A 16488-nucleotide genomic window follows, 5' to 3' on the forward strand; every position below is an offset into this window, starting at 1 on the left:
CCTTTAGGACTAACTCCTCAAGAATGCGGGGGAGAGCAGGTGCGTAAACGGGTAGTTATCACTGGGATGGGCGTAATTTCTCCCATAGGCAACGATAAGGAAACCTTCTGGCGGTCCCTGGTCGAGGGGAAATCAGGGATAGGGCCTATTACTCGCTTCGATGCTAGCGGATTGCCCACCCGTTTTGCTGCCGAAGTAAAGGACTTTGATCCTACTCAAGTTTTAGAAAGGAAAGATATTAAGCGTATGGACCGCTTCAGCCAGTATGCTGTGGTGGCCACCAAGATGGCCTTACAAGATGCTGGGTTGGAAGTTAATAAAGTGGGGCCTGAACGGGTGGGAGTAGTGTTCGCCACTGGTATTGGGGGAATGGAAACTTTTGAGGAACAGACTCGTATCTTGCTCGAAAAGGGGCCAGGCAAGATCAGCCCGTTTTTTGTGCCCATGATGATCGCTAATATGGCGGCAGGGCAAATAGCTATTCATACGGGAGCGCGAGGCCCTAATTTTACTGTGGTGAACGCCTGTGCTGCTGGTACTAATGCGGTAGGGGAGGCCTTCCGGGTGCTCCAGCGGGGAGAAGCCGAAGTAGTTATTACTGGTGGAAGCGAGGCTAGTGTGACCCCCTTAGCCCTGGCTGGCTTTAGCGCTATGAAGGCCCTTTCTACCCGGAATGAAGCGCCGGAGAAGGCTAGCCGACCTTTTGATCGTTTACGAGATGGCTTTGTCCTGGGTGAGGGAGCTGGTGTACTTATATTGGAGACTTTAGATCATGCTTTAGCCCGGGGGGCGAGGATCTATGCCGAAGTGGCCGGGTACGGCTGTACAGCTGATGCCTATCATATAACTGCCCCGGATCCTGAGGGTCAAGGGGCTGCCCAGGCTATGGCTTTAGCCTTAGCTGATGCCGGTGTACAGCCAGGAGAAGTAGATTATATAAATGCCCACGGTACTTCTACAGATCTTAATGACCGGATTGAAACTTTGGCCATTAAAAAGGTTTTTGGTGCCCATGCTTATAAGCTGGCCATAAGCTCCAATAAGTCTATGATTGGGCACCTTTTAGGGGCGGCCGGAGCTGTGGAACTTATTGCCACTACCCTTACCATTTACGAGGGGATTATTCCACCTACTATAAATTATGAAGAACCGGATCCCGAATGCGATCTCGATTATGTACCCAATAAAGCGCGGCGGCAAGAAGTGAAAGTGGCCTTATCCAATTCCTTTGGCTTTGGAGGCCATAACGCTACCGTTTTACTTAAGCGGGTGGAAGTTTAGTGGAAGAGGGAAGAAGGCAAAAGTTACAAGCCTTTCTTCGAAAATGGGGCCTGCAAGTCACGGAGCTCGAGCTTATAGATCTTGCCCTAACCCATCCCACCTATGCTATAGAACATAATTTACCGGACCATAACCAGCGGCTAGAGTTTTTAGGCGATGCAGTGCTGGGTTTAGCGGTAGCGGAATATTTATATAAAGAGCTACCCACTTTAAGTGAAGGAGAGCTTACCCGCCTCCGGGCAGCCATAGTCTGCGAGGCTAGTCTAGCCCAGGCTGCCCAAACCTTAGGTTTAGGCGAATTGCTCCTTTTAGGTCGGGGCGAAGAACAAAGCGGTGGTCGCCAGCGTCCCTCTAATTTAGCCGAGGCCTTGGAAGCATTTTTTGGTAGCCTCTACCTCACCTTAGGCCTTTCGGTAGTTAAAGGGCTGGTGCGGCGCCTTTTCGCCCATTTTTTGAAGGAAGAGGCTCGTCGGGAGGTTATAGATAGTAAGAGTAGGCTTCAAGAGTGGGTTCAGAGCAGGGGACCAGAAAATGTGACCTATCAGCTTTTAGCCCAATGGGGGCCGGACCACGATAAAAGATTTAGGTGCGGCGTTTTTTACCGGGGGAAGCTTTTAGCCACAGGGGAAGGTAAAAGTAAGAAGGAAGCAGAACAGGAAGCCGCCCGCAAGGCCCTGGAACAACTATGTACTCATGGTCTTCTTCCCTAGATAATAAACTTTTGGAGAATAACTTTGGGAGAATAGCTTAGCTTTTCAATTAAAATATGCTGTATAAAATGCTAGTAACCCCTGGGAAAGGCAGGATTTACTATGTTGGCGTCGAAATAATATATAAGATTTTTAGATAAAATCGGAAAAAGAGCCTACACAGGCCGCTACAAACTAAGGGGAGGAGGACCATGGAAGTACTAAAGGTGTCTGCACAATCTAATCCCAAGGCTGTAGCTGGGGCCCTGGCAGCTGTCTTTCGCCAATACGGTAAGGCCGAGGTTCAAGCTGTAGGGGCAGGGGCGGTAAACCAGGCAGTTAAGGCTATTGCCATTGCCCGCGGGTTTATCGCTCCCAATGGTATAGACTTAGTAATGATCCCTGCCTTTACCGAGATAAACATTGATGGCGAAACACGAACAGCTATAAGGTTTATTGTAGAGCCGAGATAAAACAACGACGGGAACTGCTCAAAAACTTGGGCAGTTTCTTTTATGGGGGTCTGAACTCCTTTGTTGTTGAAATCCTTGGAAATCCAAGGTTTTAAAACCTTTGTGGACAGGATTAAATTAGAATTTGGGCCTGGTATCACCTGTATCGTAGGCCCTAATGGAAGCGGAAAAAGTAATATTGTAGACGCCATAGCTTGGGTTCTTGGTGAACAAAGCGCCCGGGCCCTCCGGGGTTCACGCATGGAAGATGTAATTTTTGCAGGCAGTGAAAAGCGCCGGCCTGTAGGGTTAGCAGAGGTCACCCTTGTATTAGATAATACCGACGGCACCTTGCCCCTCCCTTATCCTGAAATAGCTATCACCCGACGTCTAATGCGCTCGGGGGAGAGCGAATACAAATTAAATAAGATCCCCTGCCGGCTACGCGACATTCAGGAGTTACTTATGGATACCGGAGCAGGAAGGGAAAAGTTTTCTTTTATAGGTCAAGGTCGGCTAGAAGAAATTTTAACTGCCCATCCGGAAGAAAGGCGCCTTCTTTTGGAGGAGGTCGCAGGTATCACCCGTTCCCGGTGGCGGAAGGAGCAAGTTTTAAAACGCCTGGCGGAGACGGAGCAAGACCTAGTAAGATTAAAGGATATTTTACGCGAATTGGAAACTCAGCTAGAACCCTTAGAAAAAGAAGCCCAGAGGGTCCGTCGCTACCAAAAATTAGTGAAGGCCCTCCGGCTAGCTGAATTGATAGAAAAGGAGAAAGAACTTAAAGCGCTGACCCAGAAAATAGAGGATTGCAAGGAGCGAAAAGAAAAGCTTCAAGGAGAGTTTATAAAAGTCCAGGAGGAAAGGGAGAGACTAGCTGAACTTTTAACCCACCGGGCCCAGGAGGTCGAAACTGCCGAGTTAGAAAAACAGCGCCTGGAAAGGGAGCTCCGGACACAAGCGGCAGAACTCGAGAAGACCAGAGGGGAGGAAAGGATTCTAAAGGAAAGACAGGAACTTATAAATAAACGCCTGGCCGAATATGAGCAGGAACTCTCCCTTTTAGAAAAGGAATTGGCAAGCCTAGCGAGTGAGCAAAAAGGTTGTCTCCAACGCCTTGCTCAGTTAAAAAAAGAAAGGGAAGATTTACAGGCTGAAAGCTTAGAGTTAGAGGGAAAAATTAGGGAGTTACAGGCCCGAAAAGAGCAAGCGTTAAGGGGTTTGGCCCGCTGGCAGGAGGAGTTCCGTCAAGCGGGTGATTCTTTTTTACACCTTCAAAGTGAATGGGCGCGCCTTTTAGAGCGGGAAGGGCTAGAAAAACATCGCTTAGCCCAGGAGAAGGGTGAACTCAAGGATCTCATAGCTAAAGCTCAAAGGTTGCAGCAGGACAAGGAAAATTGGCGCATAGAGCTTAAAAAGTGGGAAACCACGCTAGAAGGTTTAAAAAGTAGAAGGTATACTCTTAAAGATGAGATGGCTACCCAGCAAAAAAACTTAAAAGAACTTGAAACCCATTTATCCTCCTTGGAAGAGCGTCGCCAAGCTTTGCTTACCCATTTGCGGGTATTATATCGAGCCCGGAAGGAGCGCCAAGGATTTTTCGAGGGTGTAAAAGCTATCCTTACCGCCGCTGAAAAGGGGAATATAGGGGGGATCCTAGGAGTAGTAGCAGAAAAGATTGAAGTTCCCCCTGGCTTGGAAAAGGCTCTGGAAGCTGCTTTGGGGTCTGCTGCCCAGAACATCCTGGTAGAGACCGCTAAAGATGCGGAGGCGGCTATTAGATTCCTCAAGGAAACTAAGGGAGGATGGGCTACTTTTCTTCCCCTAGATTGGCTATTCTCGCGTACACTCCCAGCAAGGCCTTTAGACGTTGTAGGAGAAGAAGGAGTACTAGGGGTAGCCTCTGAACTTGTACAATATGAAAAGACCCTGCAACCGGCCATGGAGTATCTATTGGGTTATACTATCGTAGTACGCGATGTGAACCTGGCCTTGAGGCTAGCTCCCCGCCTACGGCCACCAGCACGCCTGGTTACCTTGGACGGAGACTTGATACATCCCCAGGGTACCATAACTGGCGGCTTCCTATATAAGCGCCAAGGTTTTTTCACTCAGATGGCGGAAATTAGGAGTAGGGAAGAAGAAGTGGTCGCCATCGAGGCCGAGCTCCAGAGGATAAAGGAGGAAAGGAACAAGCTAGTTTCTGTTTTGGATGAAGCCCGGGAAGAATTGTTAAAATTAGAAGGTGAGATCTCTACTGCGAAAGGCCGGATTCCAGTCCTGTTGCAAGCTATAAGCGAAGCAGCAGAAGAACTTAGAGCGCTGGAGGATAAAATAAGTTTAAGGAAAAGTAAACTTGAAGGGATAAACGAGGTTTCTCTTAAGCTCCTAGAACAGAAAGAACTACTCAAAAATCAGATGGAAGCTATAAAGGCCCATAAGGTTAGCCTAGAAGAGAAGTTAAGGATAGCCACTCGAGAAGTAGAGGAGGCTGAAGAAAATCTTAAATCTAGCCAGCAACGCTTGGCTAGTGTCCTGACCCGGTTAGAAACCCTGGAACTTATTTCCCGGGAACTAGAAGCCCAATTGACCTCGTTGGAAAGGCGGCAGGGAAACTTATCCTCCAGGCGGCGGGAAATTTTAAGGGAGAAGGAAGAAAAAGAGAAGGTGGTGGTAAGGCTTAAGCAAGAATACCAAAACCTGATAGAGAAGCTTAAGGAGCTTATTACCTCCTATGGCCAGTTGGAAGAAACTCTCCAACACGTTACGAAGGCCGCCTGGGAACAACAAAAAGAGTATTCCAGGTTGGTTGCTCAAAGGAATGGGTTAGAGCGGGAAATGGAAGACCTTTCTAATCGGCTACAAAAAGAAGAAGTAAATTTGGCCCGGTTAGAAGCGGCTTTAAATAATGGCTACCAGCAGCTTAATTTGCTTTACGGCCCTGATTGGCCGGAGTTACTAGCCAAACCGCGTCCCCATTTGCTTAAGAAAGTACCTGAAGCGAAGAAACGTCTCAGCGCTAAATTAGAAGAACTAGGGCAGGTAGACGTGGGGGCCTTAGGTGAATTTGAAAGACTTAAGTCCCGTTATCAACAGCTTGCCAAAGAAGTGGCTGATCTGGAAAATGGGAGGGCTTCCCTTCAAGCTGCCCTCCGGGAAATTGACACCTTTATGGCAGCTAAGCTACAGAACACCCTAAGGGAAGTGCAAGAAGCTTTTAATTACCTTTTCCAGGAATTGTTCGGCGGCGGAGAAGCTAAATTAGTCCTTAGCGGGGATGGAGATATCCTCTCAGCAGGTATAGATGTCATTGCACGGCCTCCAGGGAAGAAACCCCAACACCTGGCCCTCCTCTCCGGTGGCGAGAAAGCGTTGACAGCAGTGGCTTTTGTTTTTGCTCTGTTAAAAGTGAGGCCCCAATCCTTCTGCATTTTTGATGAGATTGATACCGCTTTGGATGAGGCAAATGTACAACGCTTCGCCCAGCTTTTGCGTTCCTTTTCTTCTAAGACCCAGTTCATAGTGATTTCCCACCGCCACGGCACTATGGAAGCTGCCGACGTCCTGTACGGGGTCACTATGGAGGAAGAAGGGGTATCCCGGCTTGTTTCCGTGCGCCTGGAACAAATACCAGCTTAAGAAAAGGATTCCCCCTGGCTAAAGCATCAATCTCTTAGCCGAGTATAAATTAAGGGGAGGTAGGGGAGCAGTTGCAGTTTTTACAGAGACTTAAGGCGGGACTTTCCAAGACCCGGGAAAATTTAGCTAGTAGGATAGAAAAGCTCTTTACAGGGACACAAAAAATAGAAGAAGGCTTTTTTGAGGAACTGGAAGAAATTTTACTTGGGGCCGATGTGGGTGTAACTACCACTTTGCAGTTGGTAGATAACCTTCGCCAAAGGGCGAAAAAGGAGAGGAATGTAGATACTTCATTCCTTTTTTCTGCCCTCCGGGAAGAAGTTATAAAGCTCCTGGGGGAAGAAGTACGGCAGCTAAACTTATCCCCTAGCCCGCCTACAGTTATCCTAGTAGTAGGTGTTAACGGGAGCGGAAAAACAACAACTGCTGGTAAGCTAGCTTATCGTTTTAGCCGGCAGGGGAAAAGGGTTATTTTGGCGGCAGCCGACACCTTCCGGGCTGCAGCAGCCGAGCAGCTAGCTATTTGGGCTAAAATGGCTGGGGCAACCTTAATACGGCACCAGCCGGGAGCCGATCCTGGGGCTGTAGCCTTCGATGCAGTGAAGGCCGCCCTTAGCCGTCAGGCGGATGTAGTTCTAGTAGACACAGCCGGGCGCCTGCATACTAAATATAATCTAATGGAAGAACTTAAGAAAATACGCCGGGTTATTGAAAGGGAACTACCCGGAGCACCCCATGAAGTATTGTTAGTCCTAGATGCTACCATAGGGCAGAACGCCCTTGCCCAAGCCCGGCTGTTTAAAGAGGCCGCAGGGGTAACGGGTATCGCTTTAACTAAATTGGATGGCACGGCCAAAGGCGGGGTCGTTTTAGCCATCGCCCATGAACTGAATATCCCGGTAAAAATAGTGGGCCTGGGTGAGGACCCGGAGGATTTGGAAGATTTCCGACCGCAGGAGTTTGTCCTGGCCCTTTTTGATAAGCCTTGATTTAAAAAACGAAGGGGAGAAGAAGTATGGCCAAATTACTCATTAAAGGATGTATCATTGTTCCTGTTAATGGGCCGGTCATCGAAAGAGGAGCCATCGCTATAGAGGGAGACTATCTTACGTATGTGGGCCCCCAAGAAACTCTCCCCCCTGGATGGGAAGGGGCCGAACTGATAGAAGCTCAAGGCATGGTAGCCTTACCAGGTTTGGTGAACAGCCATACCCATGCGGCTATGACCCTCTTCCGGGGGTATGCTGACGATTTGCCCTTGCGCCAGTGGTTGGAAGATAAAATCTGGCCCTTAGAAGGGAAGCTCAAAAAGGAAGATATCTATTGGGGTACCATGCTTGCCCTGGCCGAGATGATACGTTCTGGTACCACCACCTTCGCCGATATGTATTTTCATATGGAGGTAGTGGCCCAAGGGGTGGTGGAAGCGGGCTTAAGGGCCTGCTTGTGCCAGGGCCTTATAGGCGTGCAGGATATAGCGGGTTTAAGGTTACGGGCTGGGGAGAGCCTGGTCCGGGAATGGCAGGGGGCAGGGGAAGGCCGGATCACCACTATGCTGGGGCCCCATGCACCTTATACTTGTTCCCCTGAGTATTTAGTTAAAGTGGCCGACCGTGCCGCCAAGCTAGGGGTGGGATTGCACATCCATCTAGCTGAGACTCGGCAGGAGGTCGAAGAGATTAAGAATAAATACGGTCTTCCGCCTGTAGCCCATGTGGCCAAATTAGGCCTCTTTAAGGTGCCCACCTTGGCTGCCCACTGCGTACATTTAACTGAAGAGGAAATACATATTTTAGCTGAAAATAAGGTGGGAGTAGCCCATTGCCCGGAAAGCAATTTGAAACTAGCCAGCGGTATTGCTCCAGTACCTGCTATGCTTAAAGCTGGTGTCCGGGTGGCCATTGGGACCGATGGAGCAGCCAGCAACAACAACCTTGATATGTGGGAAGAAACGCGGACAGCAGCTCTTCTGGCTAAAGGAGTTACCGGGGATCCCACAGCCCTTAAAGCCAGCGAAGCTTTGACCCTGGCCACCTTAGGCGGCGCCCGGGCCTTAGGGCTAGAGAAGGAGATAGGAAGCCTAGAACCGGGCAAGAAGGCGGATGTGATCCTAGTTAGGACTAGTGGCCCCCACTGGCGACCCCTTAACGATGTTGTGGCCCACTTAGTCTATTCTGCCCGGGCAGAAGATGTGGATACAGTAATTGTCAACGGCCGCGTATTAATGAATCGCGGAGAGCTTAAGACCTTAGACCTGGAACGTATATATACTGAGGTGAACCGAAGAATGGCAGATCTTACCGGATCTCCTCGCTTTTTAAAGGTATAGTCACGCTCACAGTTGTACCCTTACCCGGAGCAGTGATTATCCTTAGCTGACCGTTTAAAAGTTGTACCCGTTCACGCATCCCGAGGAGGCCATAACCTCCTCCTTCTTTTCTATTCTGGACGGCTTCCAAGTCAAAGCCCTGCCCCTCATCGCGGATTACCACAGTAACTTTATCGGGCAACATTTCCATCTTAACCACTGCGCTCTTCACTTTAGCATGCTTCTTGATATTGTTAACGGCTTCTTGAATAATGCGGAAGAGGGCGATCTCCACGGCACTGTCCAGGCGGCGTTGTTGACCAAAACAAAGGAAATCCACTTCCAGTCCATACTGCTCGGCATAAGTAGAGAAATAGCGTTTCAAGGCAGGTACAAGTCCCAGGTCATCGAGGACCATGGGTCGTAGGTCGAAGATGATTTTGCGTATATCTTGGAGACTGGTAAGTACGATGTTTTGCAAGGCCTGGAGCTCATCCCGAACCTTGCCCGGGTCCTTATCTAAAAGTTTTACACAGTATTCCGCCCGCATGACTATATTGGCTAAGGACTGGGCGGGACCATCATGGATTTCCCGCGCTACGCGCCTACGCTCCTCTTCCTGGGCGCGTATAATACTAAGCGCTAAGTGGTATGTTTGTTCCAGTTCACCTATCCTGGAGGTTAGATCTTGGAGTTCCCCGGTTAAAAATTTAAGCACAACTCCTACCTGGTGCACGAGTTTCTCGGCTTTTTCCATTGTGAGCTGCAAACGCCGCAAGCTAATCTCCAGGTGGTTCCGGCGAAAGCTTAGTAATTTTTCCTTTTCCCGCAAGCGAATAAGCTCCACCTGCAGGTTATAAGCTTCCTCATAAGCTTTTTTGATATCTTGCTCAGTGTACCGGTGGAAATCTTGGCTGACCTCGGCTAGGCGGAGCCTGGCCCTTTTTTCAGCCTGTTCCAGCCTATCTACTTCTTCTATAAGGGCTTGAAGCTCAGCTTTAACCTCGGCCAATTCTGCACTGACCTCTTTTACCTCAAGGCGGGTGTTTTCAGCGATTTCATAGATCTCGGAGCGGTTGCGTTCAATGGTTTCAATGGTTTCCTTAAGGATATGGTCCAGGGCCCTAAGGTCTTGCACCAGGTTCACTCCGTTCCAGCAGTTTAAATCTTGTATTGAGCTGCCAGAGCGTGGAGCCGTTCCCCTAAGCGTAAGAGCCTTTTAAGGTGAATATGGATTTCTGCCCAATCAGGCTCCCCTTCTTCTTTTGGCCAGTGCAGCAACAAGTTGCGTAAGACGCTTAAGGGTTCTTCCAAGCTTTGGACTAAAATTTGGGCTGATTCCTTTAATTCTCCATACCTCTCTTGAATCTCCTCCTGCTCTAAGGCTTCTTTAGCTCGCATTTTTCCTTCCAGTTCTTGCCATGTATCTTGGAGAGAAGAACATTGCTCTTCTAAAAGATTTAATTCAGCCAAGATTCTTTGGGCGGCCTTAAGATCCACTTGTACTATATCCAATAGTTTAGAAATCCTGGTTTGGGTTTCCTCTAAGAGTAGGTTTATGTTTTGAAGGGAGCGGTGTAATTCTTCGGCAGAAGCGATCAAATCGTCCCTTCCTGATTTAGCTGCTTCTAGCGCTACTTCAATTATGAAGGAGGCTAACCGTCCTGTTAGGGATTTTAAACTTATCATATGGTGAGACCACGGTTCACCCTGACTTAAGATTAGCTCATGGTACTCCTGCCCTTTATTGAAAGCGGAACGGAATTCCCTAAGCTGACGGGTCACTGAGTCTAAAATGCTAACAGTTTCACTAATCATACCCCGGCATTCGCTGCTCCATTGGCTACTTATTTTTTGCCTTTCATCCAGGCGTTTCAGCCCTTCACTGATTTTATTAGCTAAGGTTGTAGATTGGATAAGCACATTTAATTGTTCCTGGGCGCTTTCTCGTATATAGGTTAAATGTTGGTAGAAATTATTTCTTGCTTGAGCACTACCTTCCAGGGTTTCAGCGAGTTTTTCTATCGCCTTTTGCCAATCAGCTGTACTTGTTTTTACAGTATCTACTAAATTGGCTAAGTGAAAGGATAGGTTGTTAAAACGTTGGGCCAGGGTTTCCCATTCATCTCTAGGTATCTCCAGACGATGGCGGAGATCACCAGTTGAAGCTAGCTCTGTAACAGCCTCCAGTTGGCTAAGGCGTTTCCGCCAAATTATCCTAGCCAAATTAAGCGAGCATAATAGAGTAGCTGCTACCAGGCTGGCGGTATATGTAATGCGGATAAAAGCCATATTTTTCCAATATTTTTGCCACCCTATCGTGCCCAAGTTTCCTGTATTTATTTCTGAAGTTAACTTTAAAAACATTACCTTTTCATACTGGAAGTAGGCCACAGTAATACATAAGATGAGGCTTACGAACAAAAGGGACCAGATTAACTCTTTCTTACGGACACCCACATGGATTTTAAAGGTCATGGCTTTTTTCCCTCCCATAAAGTACAAGTTTATCGCCTACACTGGTGTTAGTCGCCAGAATGCGCCCAGCCGGCAATTCTACTACAGCTTGGGAGGAAAGTACCCAAGGGCTAAAACGAAAAGGGGGGAAGTTCTTTAAGGCAAGTAGAACTTTGCCTTCCTTCGATAAGAAAAGTATATCTAGGGGGAAACGTAAAAACCATGTGTGGATACCTTTACAGGGGTATAATAGTAAAGCCTCCCCATCTTCTAGTTTTTGTTTCCCCATCCATCCTTTAAACCTCTCCTTGAAGGTGCAGGCCAAGCGAACCTGGTGGGCTAGTACTACTTGTTTAGTGAGATTCCACAAAACCATTTTTTTACCCCCTTATTCCTGCCGAGGTATATACCCGTAGCTATTCCGGTTTTAGTCTAAAAAATATTCAACCACTCTAATTAGGGCTGGACCTAGAAGGACCACAAATAGGGCTGGAAATATAAAAAAGACTAAGGGGAAGAGCATTTTTACAGGGGCTTTCATAGCTGCTTCTTCAGCCTGTTTCTGCCGTTTTAGGCGCATCTGCTGGGCATGGAACCGAAGGACGTTACCGATACTTAGACCCAGTTGATCAGCCAAGATTATAGCTGAAGTAAAGGAAGCTAACTCTTCTACTCCAGTACGGTCGGCCAGGCTCCTCAAGGCCTGGGCCCTACCTTTACCCATTCTTATTTCTTGCAAAGTAAAGGCTAATTCTTGAGTTAAAGGGCCCTTGCTTTTTTCTACTACTTTAAGTAAAGCGCTGTCTAAGCTTAAGCCAGCTTCCACACTTACCGTAAGGAGATCCAGTACCCCGGGTAAGGCTTTCTCTATAGCCCGCTGGCGAGCCTTGCTACGGATCTCTAGATATATGTCCAGAAAATACCATCCTGCAAGCCATCCTCCTACGATAAGGGAAGCCCAAAGGCCAGGTTTTTCCAATAATCTTATGGATATCCCCGCTGCTCCGGCAGCACATAACCCGCTAGTCAAGTACTTAAGGACCAAGAGTTCGCGCGGGCTTAACTTGCCTTGCAAGTGGGCGTAGATTATTTTCCGGTATAGTTCGGCTTCCTTTTTAGCTGGGAGGATCTTAATAATTTTATGGCTTAAGCTATGTAAGAGAGGTTTTACTATACGGGAATAGAAAGGTAGCTTAAGTTCTTCTTCCCTAGGTGTCCGACCGGGGGTATTCCCAAATATTTTTTCGAGCTTATGAACAGCCCGTGTAGAGAACCGGGAAGAAAGGGCTAAGGCTAAGGTTAGAATTGTGGCTAGGAACTCGACTGCAATAACTGCTCTTCCCATGGGTACTCCTCCTAAAACTCTATACGTACTATTCTACGAATAAGGAGAACGCCAATAATTTGAGCTGTTGCAGCACCCATTAACATAATTAAACCAGCCCTAGTGCTAAAAAGGGGATTTAAGTAACCAGGATTAAGCATCTGTATCATGGCGGCTAAAGCTAGAGGTAGCAAGCTGATTATAAAGCCAGAGATACGGCCCTGGGCAGTAAGGGTCTTGATCTCGGATTTTATCTTGACCCGCTCTCTAATAGTATGGGCTATATTTTCCAGTACCTCTGCCAAGTTACCTCCTACCTGGCGCTGGATCAGGAGAGCAGTAATCACCAGGTCTAAATCTTCACTTTTTACGCGTTGGCCTAGACTGATCAGAGCTTTTTCTGTATCTGTACCCCAGTTGATCTCCAGCAAAGTAAGACCGAACTCCCTGGAAATGGGTTCAGGCATCTCGCGACGGATCATGTCCATGGCTTGTAAGAAGCTAAAGCCCGAACGTAGGGCATTAGCCATGGTAAGGAGGGCTTCCGGAAGCTGGTAGTTGAATTTATTAAGGCGCCTGCTTTGCCGGAAGCGCAAAGCTCCCCAGGGGAGATACATCCCTACACCAGCTATTAGTAAGGTGGCTAGGGGTTCACTTGACCCTAGGTACGCTATAAGTCCTAATCCGAGGGAAGATAAAACCATTATTCCAGCGAACTCTTCCGGCCTTAAGGGCAGATCGGCCCGGGCCAGTTCTTCCTCTGCTTTTTTAGCCCACTTCTTGGTACCCATTAGCAGGCTTCCCAGGAGTTTAAGGAGTTGGCGGAGTCTAGAGAACTGCTTTTCAGGGGAAAGGTTAACTTGCATAAATTCCCGCTCTCCAAGAAGTTTTTTAAGACGTGTTACCCTTTGCACTTTCCCTTCCCTTAAGGAGATCCCGAGTCCGCCCACCACTAGTATTTCCAGGAAAACAAGAACTGCTATTAAGGTTGGACTCTCCATAAAAGTGCCTTCCTTTCTTTTTTAGTAGCCAGGGGCAAAGATTTCAGGAGGCAACTTTATATCGCGGGCCTCTAACTTATGTAAGAACCGGGGTCTGATCCCGGTAGCTACAAAGCGGCCGCGCACCCGGCCGGCTGAATCGTAACCTTCTTGCTGGAACAAGAATATATCCTGAAGGGTGATAACCTCTCCCTCCATACCTACTACTTCGGTTATATGGGTTATCTTCCGGGAACCATCTTTAAAACGGCTTTGGTGGATAATTAAGTCGATGGCGGAGGCTATTTGTTCCCTTATAGCTCGTACCGGTAGATCCATACCAGCCATAAGAACCATAGTTTCCAAGCGGGAGAGCATATCGCGCGGTGAATTGGCGTGACCAGTAGTTAGAGAACCATCATGGCCTGTATTCATGGCCTGCAGCATGTCTAAGGCTTCACCGCTCCGCACCTCTCCTACCACAATGCGATCCGGGCGCATACGCAAGGCATTTCTTACCAGGTCCCGGATGGTGATGGCACCTCGCCCTTCGATATTGGGAGGTCGGCTCTCCAAGGTGATAACATGTTCTTGGCGTAATTGTAACTCGGCAGCGTCTTCTATGGTAATAATCCTTTCATCTTCCGGGATAAAGGAAGATAGGACGTTCAAGGTGGTGGTCTTCCCGCTCCCTGTGCCTCCGGATACAATAATGTTTAACCGCCCCTTCACGCAGGCTTCTAAAAAGAAGGCCATCTGGGGTGTTAGGGTGCCTAGTTGGATTAAATCTTGTATCTTTAAGGGGTCTTTAAAAAATTTCCGTATGGTAAGCACAGGGCCATTCAGGGATATAGGCGGGATAACGGCATTAACCCGGGAGCCATCCGGAAGACGGGCGTCTACCATGGGTACGCTTTCATCTATGCGCCGTCCCAGGGGAGCTACAATTTTTTCAATGATGTGCATTACATGGGAGGCATCGCGGAATTTAACTTCTGTACGTTCAAGCTTTCCTCGGCGTTCTACATAAACTTGGTCCGGTCCGTTTACCATTATTTCGGAAATCTCCGGATCCTTAAGTAAGGGAGTGATAGGTCCCCAGGCTATTGTATCATCTGTGATTTCCCTAGCCAAGCGCTGGCAATCTGGCCGAGGTAAAGGGGTTCCCATTTCCTCAAGGATCTTAAGTACCCTATGTTCAATTGTGTTAGCCAACTCTTCTTCTTTTATCCCATCGCCCAGGGGTTGTTCTTTCAATTCTTCGATTATCCTTTGATGAACTAGCTGTTTTAATTCTCCATAAGGGTCCTTCTTGTTATCTGGGGTCCTCGTTTCTCCCTTTTGTTGGAGCCGGGCGAGAAGGGACATGACGAATTATTCCCCCCTTAAGATAGAGCCTAAAGAAAACTTACGGAAGAAAAGGGTTTTTCTTTGGGGCTTTTTTACTGGAGACTGTTCTGGGGTAACTAATACTTGAGCTAGTTTCTTCACTTTTAAGGCTAAAGGACTACCTGGTTGAGCCAGGACAAAGGGATGCCCGCGATTAAGGGAAGCCAGCACAGTTTTTTCATCCTGGGGTAGAATAGCCAGGGGTTTAACACCCAAAGTTTCTTCTATCTCCTGCGGTTTTAGACTGTTCCACCGCCCAAATTTGTTTACCACAGCTTTTACCTTTCCGGCCTGATTGAGCTTTTGTAATACTTCTAGATCGGTCCGGGCGTGCTTAAGACCGGCCAGATCGGGGGTTAAAATGAGAAGGATGTCCTGGGACCAATCGAACAGAGCTAAGTTTAAGTCATTGAAGGCGGGAGCTGTATCTAAAATTATGTAGGTATAATTATTTTTAAGCAAGTTGAGAAGGGTTTCTACCTGGTTTACCCCTACAACTTCTCCTTCTTCCGGCCGGAGAGGGGCGGGTAAAACTTTAAGACCGGAGAGATGGGGATAAAGGTATCCGTTTACTAGGCTACTTTCTGCCCAATCCTGTTCCTGTACGAGTTCAGCTATACTACCCCTGGGCGATATATTAAGTAGCAGGGCTACATCCCCGCCCTGGAGATTTAAATCCACCAAGACAACTTGGCCCCGGGCGCGTTGGGCCAAGCTAACCCCTAGATTACAGGCTATTGTTGTTTTACCTACTCCACCTTTAGTAGAAAATACTGTAATTACCCGGCGCTCTACAACTTGAGGTTCGGCTGGGGAAGAGAGGGCTGGAGCTTTAATCAAAGCTACTTGCCGCTTATGGGCTTGCCCTACCCTCCGTATAGTTTCTGCCAGCTCGCTGCTACTAAAGGGTTTTACCAAGTAATCTCTAGCTCCAGCGGCCATGGCTTTACGCAGGTATTCAGTTTCTCCTTGGATAGAAATAATAACTACTGCCGTTTCTGGCAATTTACTGGTTATAGCTTCTGAAGCAGCTATCCCGTCCATCCCCGGAAGGTTGATGTCCATAAGTACTACATCTGGGCGAAGGGTTTCGGCTAAGAGGAGGGCCTCTTCAGCGTCCCCAGCTTCCCCTATTACCTTTATATCTTCTTCAAAGTAAAGTAAGCGCTTAATATCTTCCCGGGTAGTGGCTATATCATCTACAATAAGGACAGTGATGGGGTTCATTGCATTACCTCCGGTTTAGAAAGAAGTTCGTAGATTTTTAAAGGAGGAAGATAAATAGGCTCCCTATCGCTTGGCGACCGCAAGAGCAATCTAAGGCTCCCTTTTTCTGAACTTAAGACCAGGGATTGGGCTTGTTTAGGAGTTACAAGGAGGGTGATGTTGCGCTGGCCTCCTTGTTTTTTACCTTCCAGGCTAGATGGGGTATTTTCCAGGGATTGATCTACGGAGAGGACTTCTACGTTTTGAACGACTAAAGAGGTTGTACTGACCTTATCTTGGCCAGGCCCGGGGCTTACCTCCAAGGTGGCTAGAATATCGACGCGATCTCCTGGCCGCAGCAAACCGGCTAGGCCCGATACGTCATTTACGGCTATAGTCACGGCCCGTTTGCCAGGGGTTACCAAGAAGGCCAGCTCATTAGTGGCTTCTTTCCCGGTAACTAGCTTTTCCTGGCGGAGTATCTCTCCTTGTAGTATCTCGGTTCGGGTTATTTTCCCTAAGGCCTCGCGAGTTTCTGTTAAAAAGTGGCCGCTTAAGTATCCAGGAGGTAGATATTTTATTTCTAACATAGAAGCTGTTATGGGAGTCCGGGCCGGTATTCTCTCTTTAGCGACCACTACAGGTTGAAAATCACCCTTTTGCCGGTACCTTTCTTCCAGTTTCTGCAGGTAAAAATATACCGATATAGCTGTGATGAGGGATAAGGAAAAGAAGAGTACCCATAATAATTTCTGGCGCAAAA

Annotated in this window: 14 protein-coding genes; 6 read left to right on the top strand and 8 right to left on the bottom strand. The window is 47.9% G+C overall.

All coding sequences use genetic code 11. From position 1 onward, the window contains the following. The first annotated feature begins 39 nt into the window (after positions 1-39). From fabF to B9A14_RS05710, 6 genes are all read left to right on the top strand, one after another. On the top strand, positions 40-1281 hold the full coding sequence (gene fabF / locus B9A14_RS05685) for a beta-ketoacyl-ACP synthase II (protein WP_084667052.1): 1242 nt from the start codon (positions 40-42) through the stop codon (positions 1279-1281). Beyond that, positions 1281-1991 (top strand): ribonuclease III, encoded by a 711-nt coding sequence (rnc, locus tag B9A14_RS05690; protein ID WP_084664637.1) that lies wholly within the window; start codon positions 1281-1283, stop codon positions 1989-1991. Before fabF ends, rnc begins: the two co-directional genes overlap by 1 nt. Positions 1992-2182: 191 nt before the next feature. After that, the gene (locus tag B9A14_RS05695; RefSeq protein ID WP_084664639.1) at positions 2183-2443 is read left to right on the top strand and encodes a stage V sporulation protein S; all 261 of its coding nucleotides are present in this window, start codon (positions 2183-2185) and stop codon (positions 2441-2443) included. A gap of 60 nt (positions 2444-2503) precedes the next feature. Continuing rightward, a complete protein-coding gene (smc, locus tag B9A14_RS05700; RefSeq protein ID WP_084664641.1) occupies positions 2504-6061 on the top strand; it encodes a chromosome segregation protein SMC in 3558 nt (1185 codons plus the stop codon). 71 nt (positions 6062-6132) lie between these two features. Beyond that, on the top strand, positions 6133-7050 hold the full coding sequence (ftsY, locus tag B9A14_RS05705; protein ID WP_084664643.1) for a signal recognition particle-docking protein FtsY: 918 nt from the start codon (positions 6133-6135) through the stop codon (positions 7048-7050). A 26-nt stretch (positions 7051-7076) separates the two neighbouring features. Continuing rightward, positions 7077-8390: an amidohydrolase gene (locus B9A14_RS05710; RefSeq protein ID WP_084664645.1), complete on the top strand. Its 1314-nt coding sequence runs from the start codon at positions 7077-7079 to the stop codon at positions 8388-8390. Here B9A14_RS05710 and B9A14_RS05715 read toward each other — a convergent pair. From B9A14_RS05715 to cpaB, 8 genes are read right to left on the bottom strand one after another with little or no spacing between them, the layout of a single operon-like run. Beyond that, positions 8359-9507: a sensor histidine kinase gene (locus tag B9A14_RS05715; protein WP_084664647.1), complete on the bottom strand. Its 1149-nt coding sequence runs from the start codon at positions 9505-9507 to the stop codon at positions 8359-8361. The genes B9A14_RS05710 and B9A14_RS05715 overlap by 32 nt on opposite strands. A 23-nt stretch (positions 9508-9530) precedes the next feature. Further along, entirely contained in the window at positions 9531-10847 is a 1317-nt protein-coding gene (locus tag B9A14_RS05720; RefSeq protein WP_084664649.1) for a hypothetical protein, read from the bottom strand. Beyond that, on the bottom strand, positions 10837-11202 hold the full coding sequence (locus B9A14_RS05725) for a DUF192 domain-containing protein (RefSeq protein WP_084664651.1): 366 nt from the start codon (positions 11200-11202) through the stop codon (positions 10837-10839). Before B9A14_RS05725 ends, B9A14_RS05720 begins: the two co-directional genes overlap by 11 nt. 51 nt (positions 11203-11253) lie before the next feature. Further along, the gene (locus B9A14_RS05730) at positions 11254-12171 is read right to left on the bottom strand and encodes a type II secretion system F family protein (RefSeq protein ID WP_084664653.1); all 918 of its coding nucleotides are present in this window, start codon (positions 12169-12171) and stop codon (positions 11254-11256) included. Positions 12172-12182: 11 nt separating this feature from the next. After that, positions 12183-13151: a type II secretion system F family protein gene (locus B9A14_RS05735; RefSeq protein ID WP_084664655.1), complete on the bottom strand. Its 969-nt coding sequence runs from the start codon at positions 13149-13151 to the stop codon at positions 12183-12185. Between the two features lie 21 nt (positions 13152-13172). Continuing rightward, positions 13173-14498, bottom strand: a complete 1326-nt coding sequence (locus tag B9A14_RS05740) for a TadA family conjugal transfer-associated ATPase (RefSeq protein ID WP_084664657.1) — start codon at positions 14496-14498, stop codon at positions 13173-13175. A 6-nt stretch (positions 14499-14504) separates the two neighbouring features. Then, on the bottom strand, positions 14505-15746 hold the full coding sequence (locus B9A14_RS05745; RefSeq protein WP_084664659.1) for a CpaE/TadZ family protein: 1242 nt from the start codon (positions 15744-15746) through the stop codon (positions 14505-14507). After that, positions 15743-16486, bottom strand: a complete 744-nt coding sequence (gene cpaB, locus B9A14_RS05750; RefSeq protein WP_084664661.1) for a Flp pilus assembly protein CpaB — start codon at positions 16484-16486, stop codon at positions 15743-15745. The genes B9A14_RS05745 and cpaB overlap by 4 nt, the downstream gene beginning before the upstream one ends. Positions 16487-16488: the final 2 nt, after the last annotated feature.

The organism is Thermanaeromonas toyohensis ToBE, from assembly GCF_900176005.1.
GTDB lineage: Bacteria > Bacillota > DSM-521 > Neomoorellales > Neomoorellaceae > Thermanaeromonas > Thermanaeromonas toyohensis.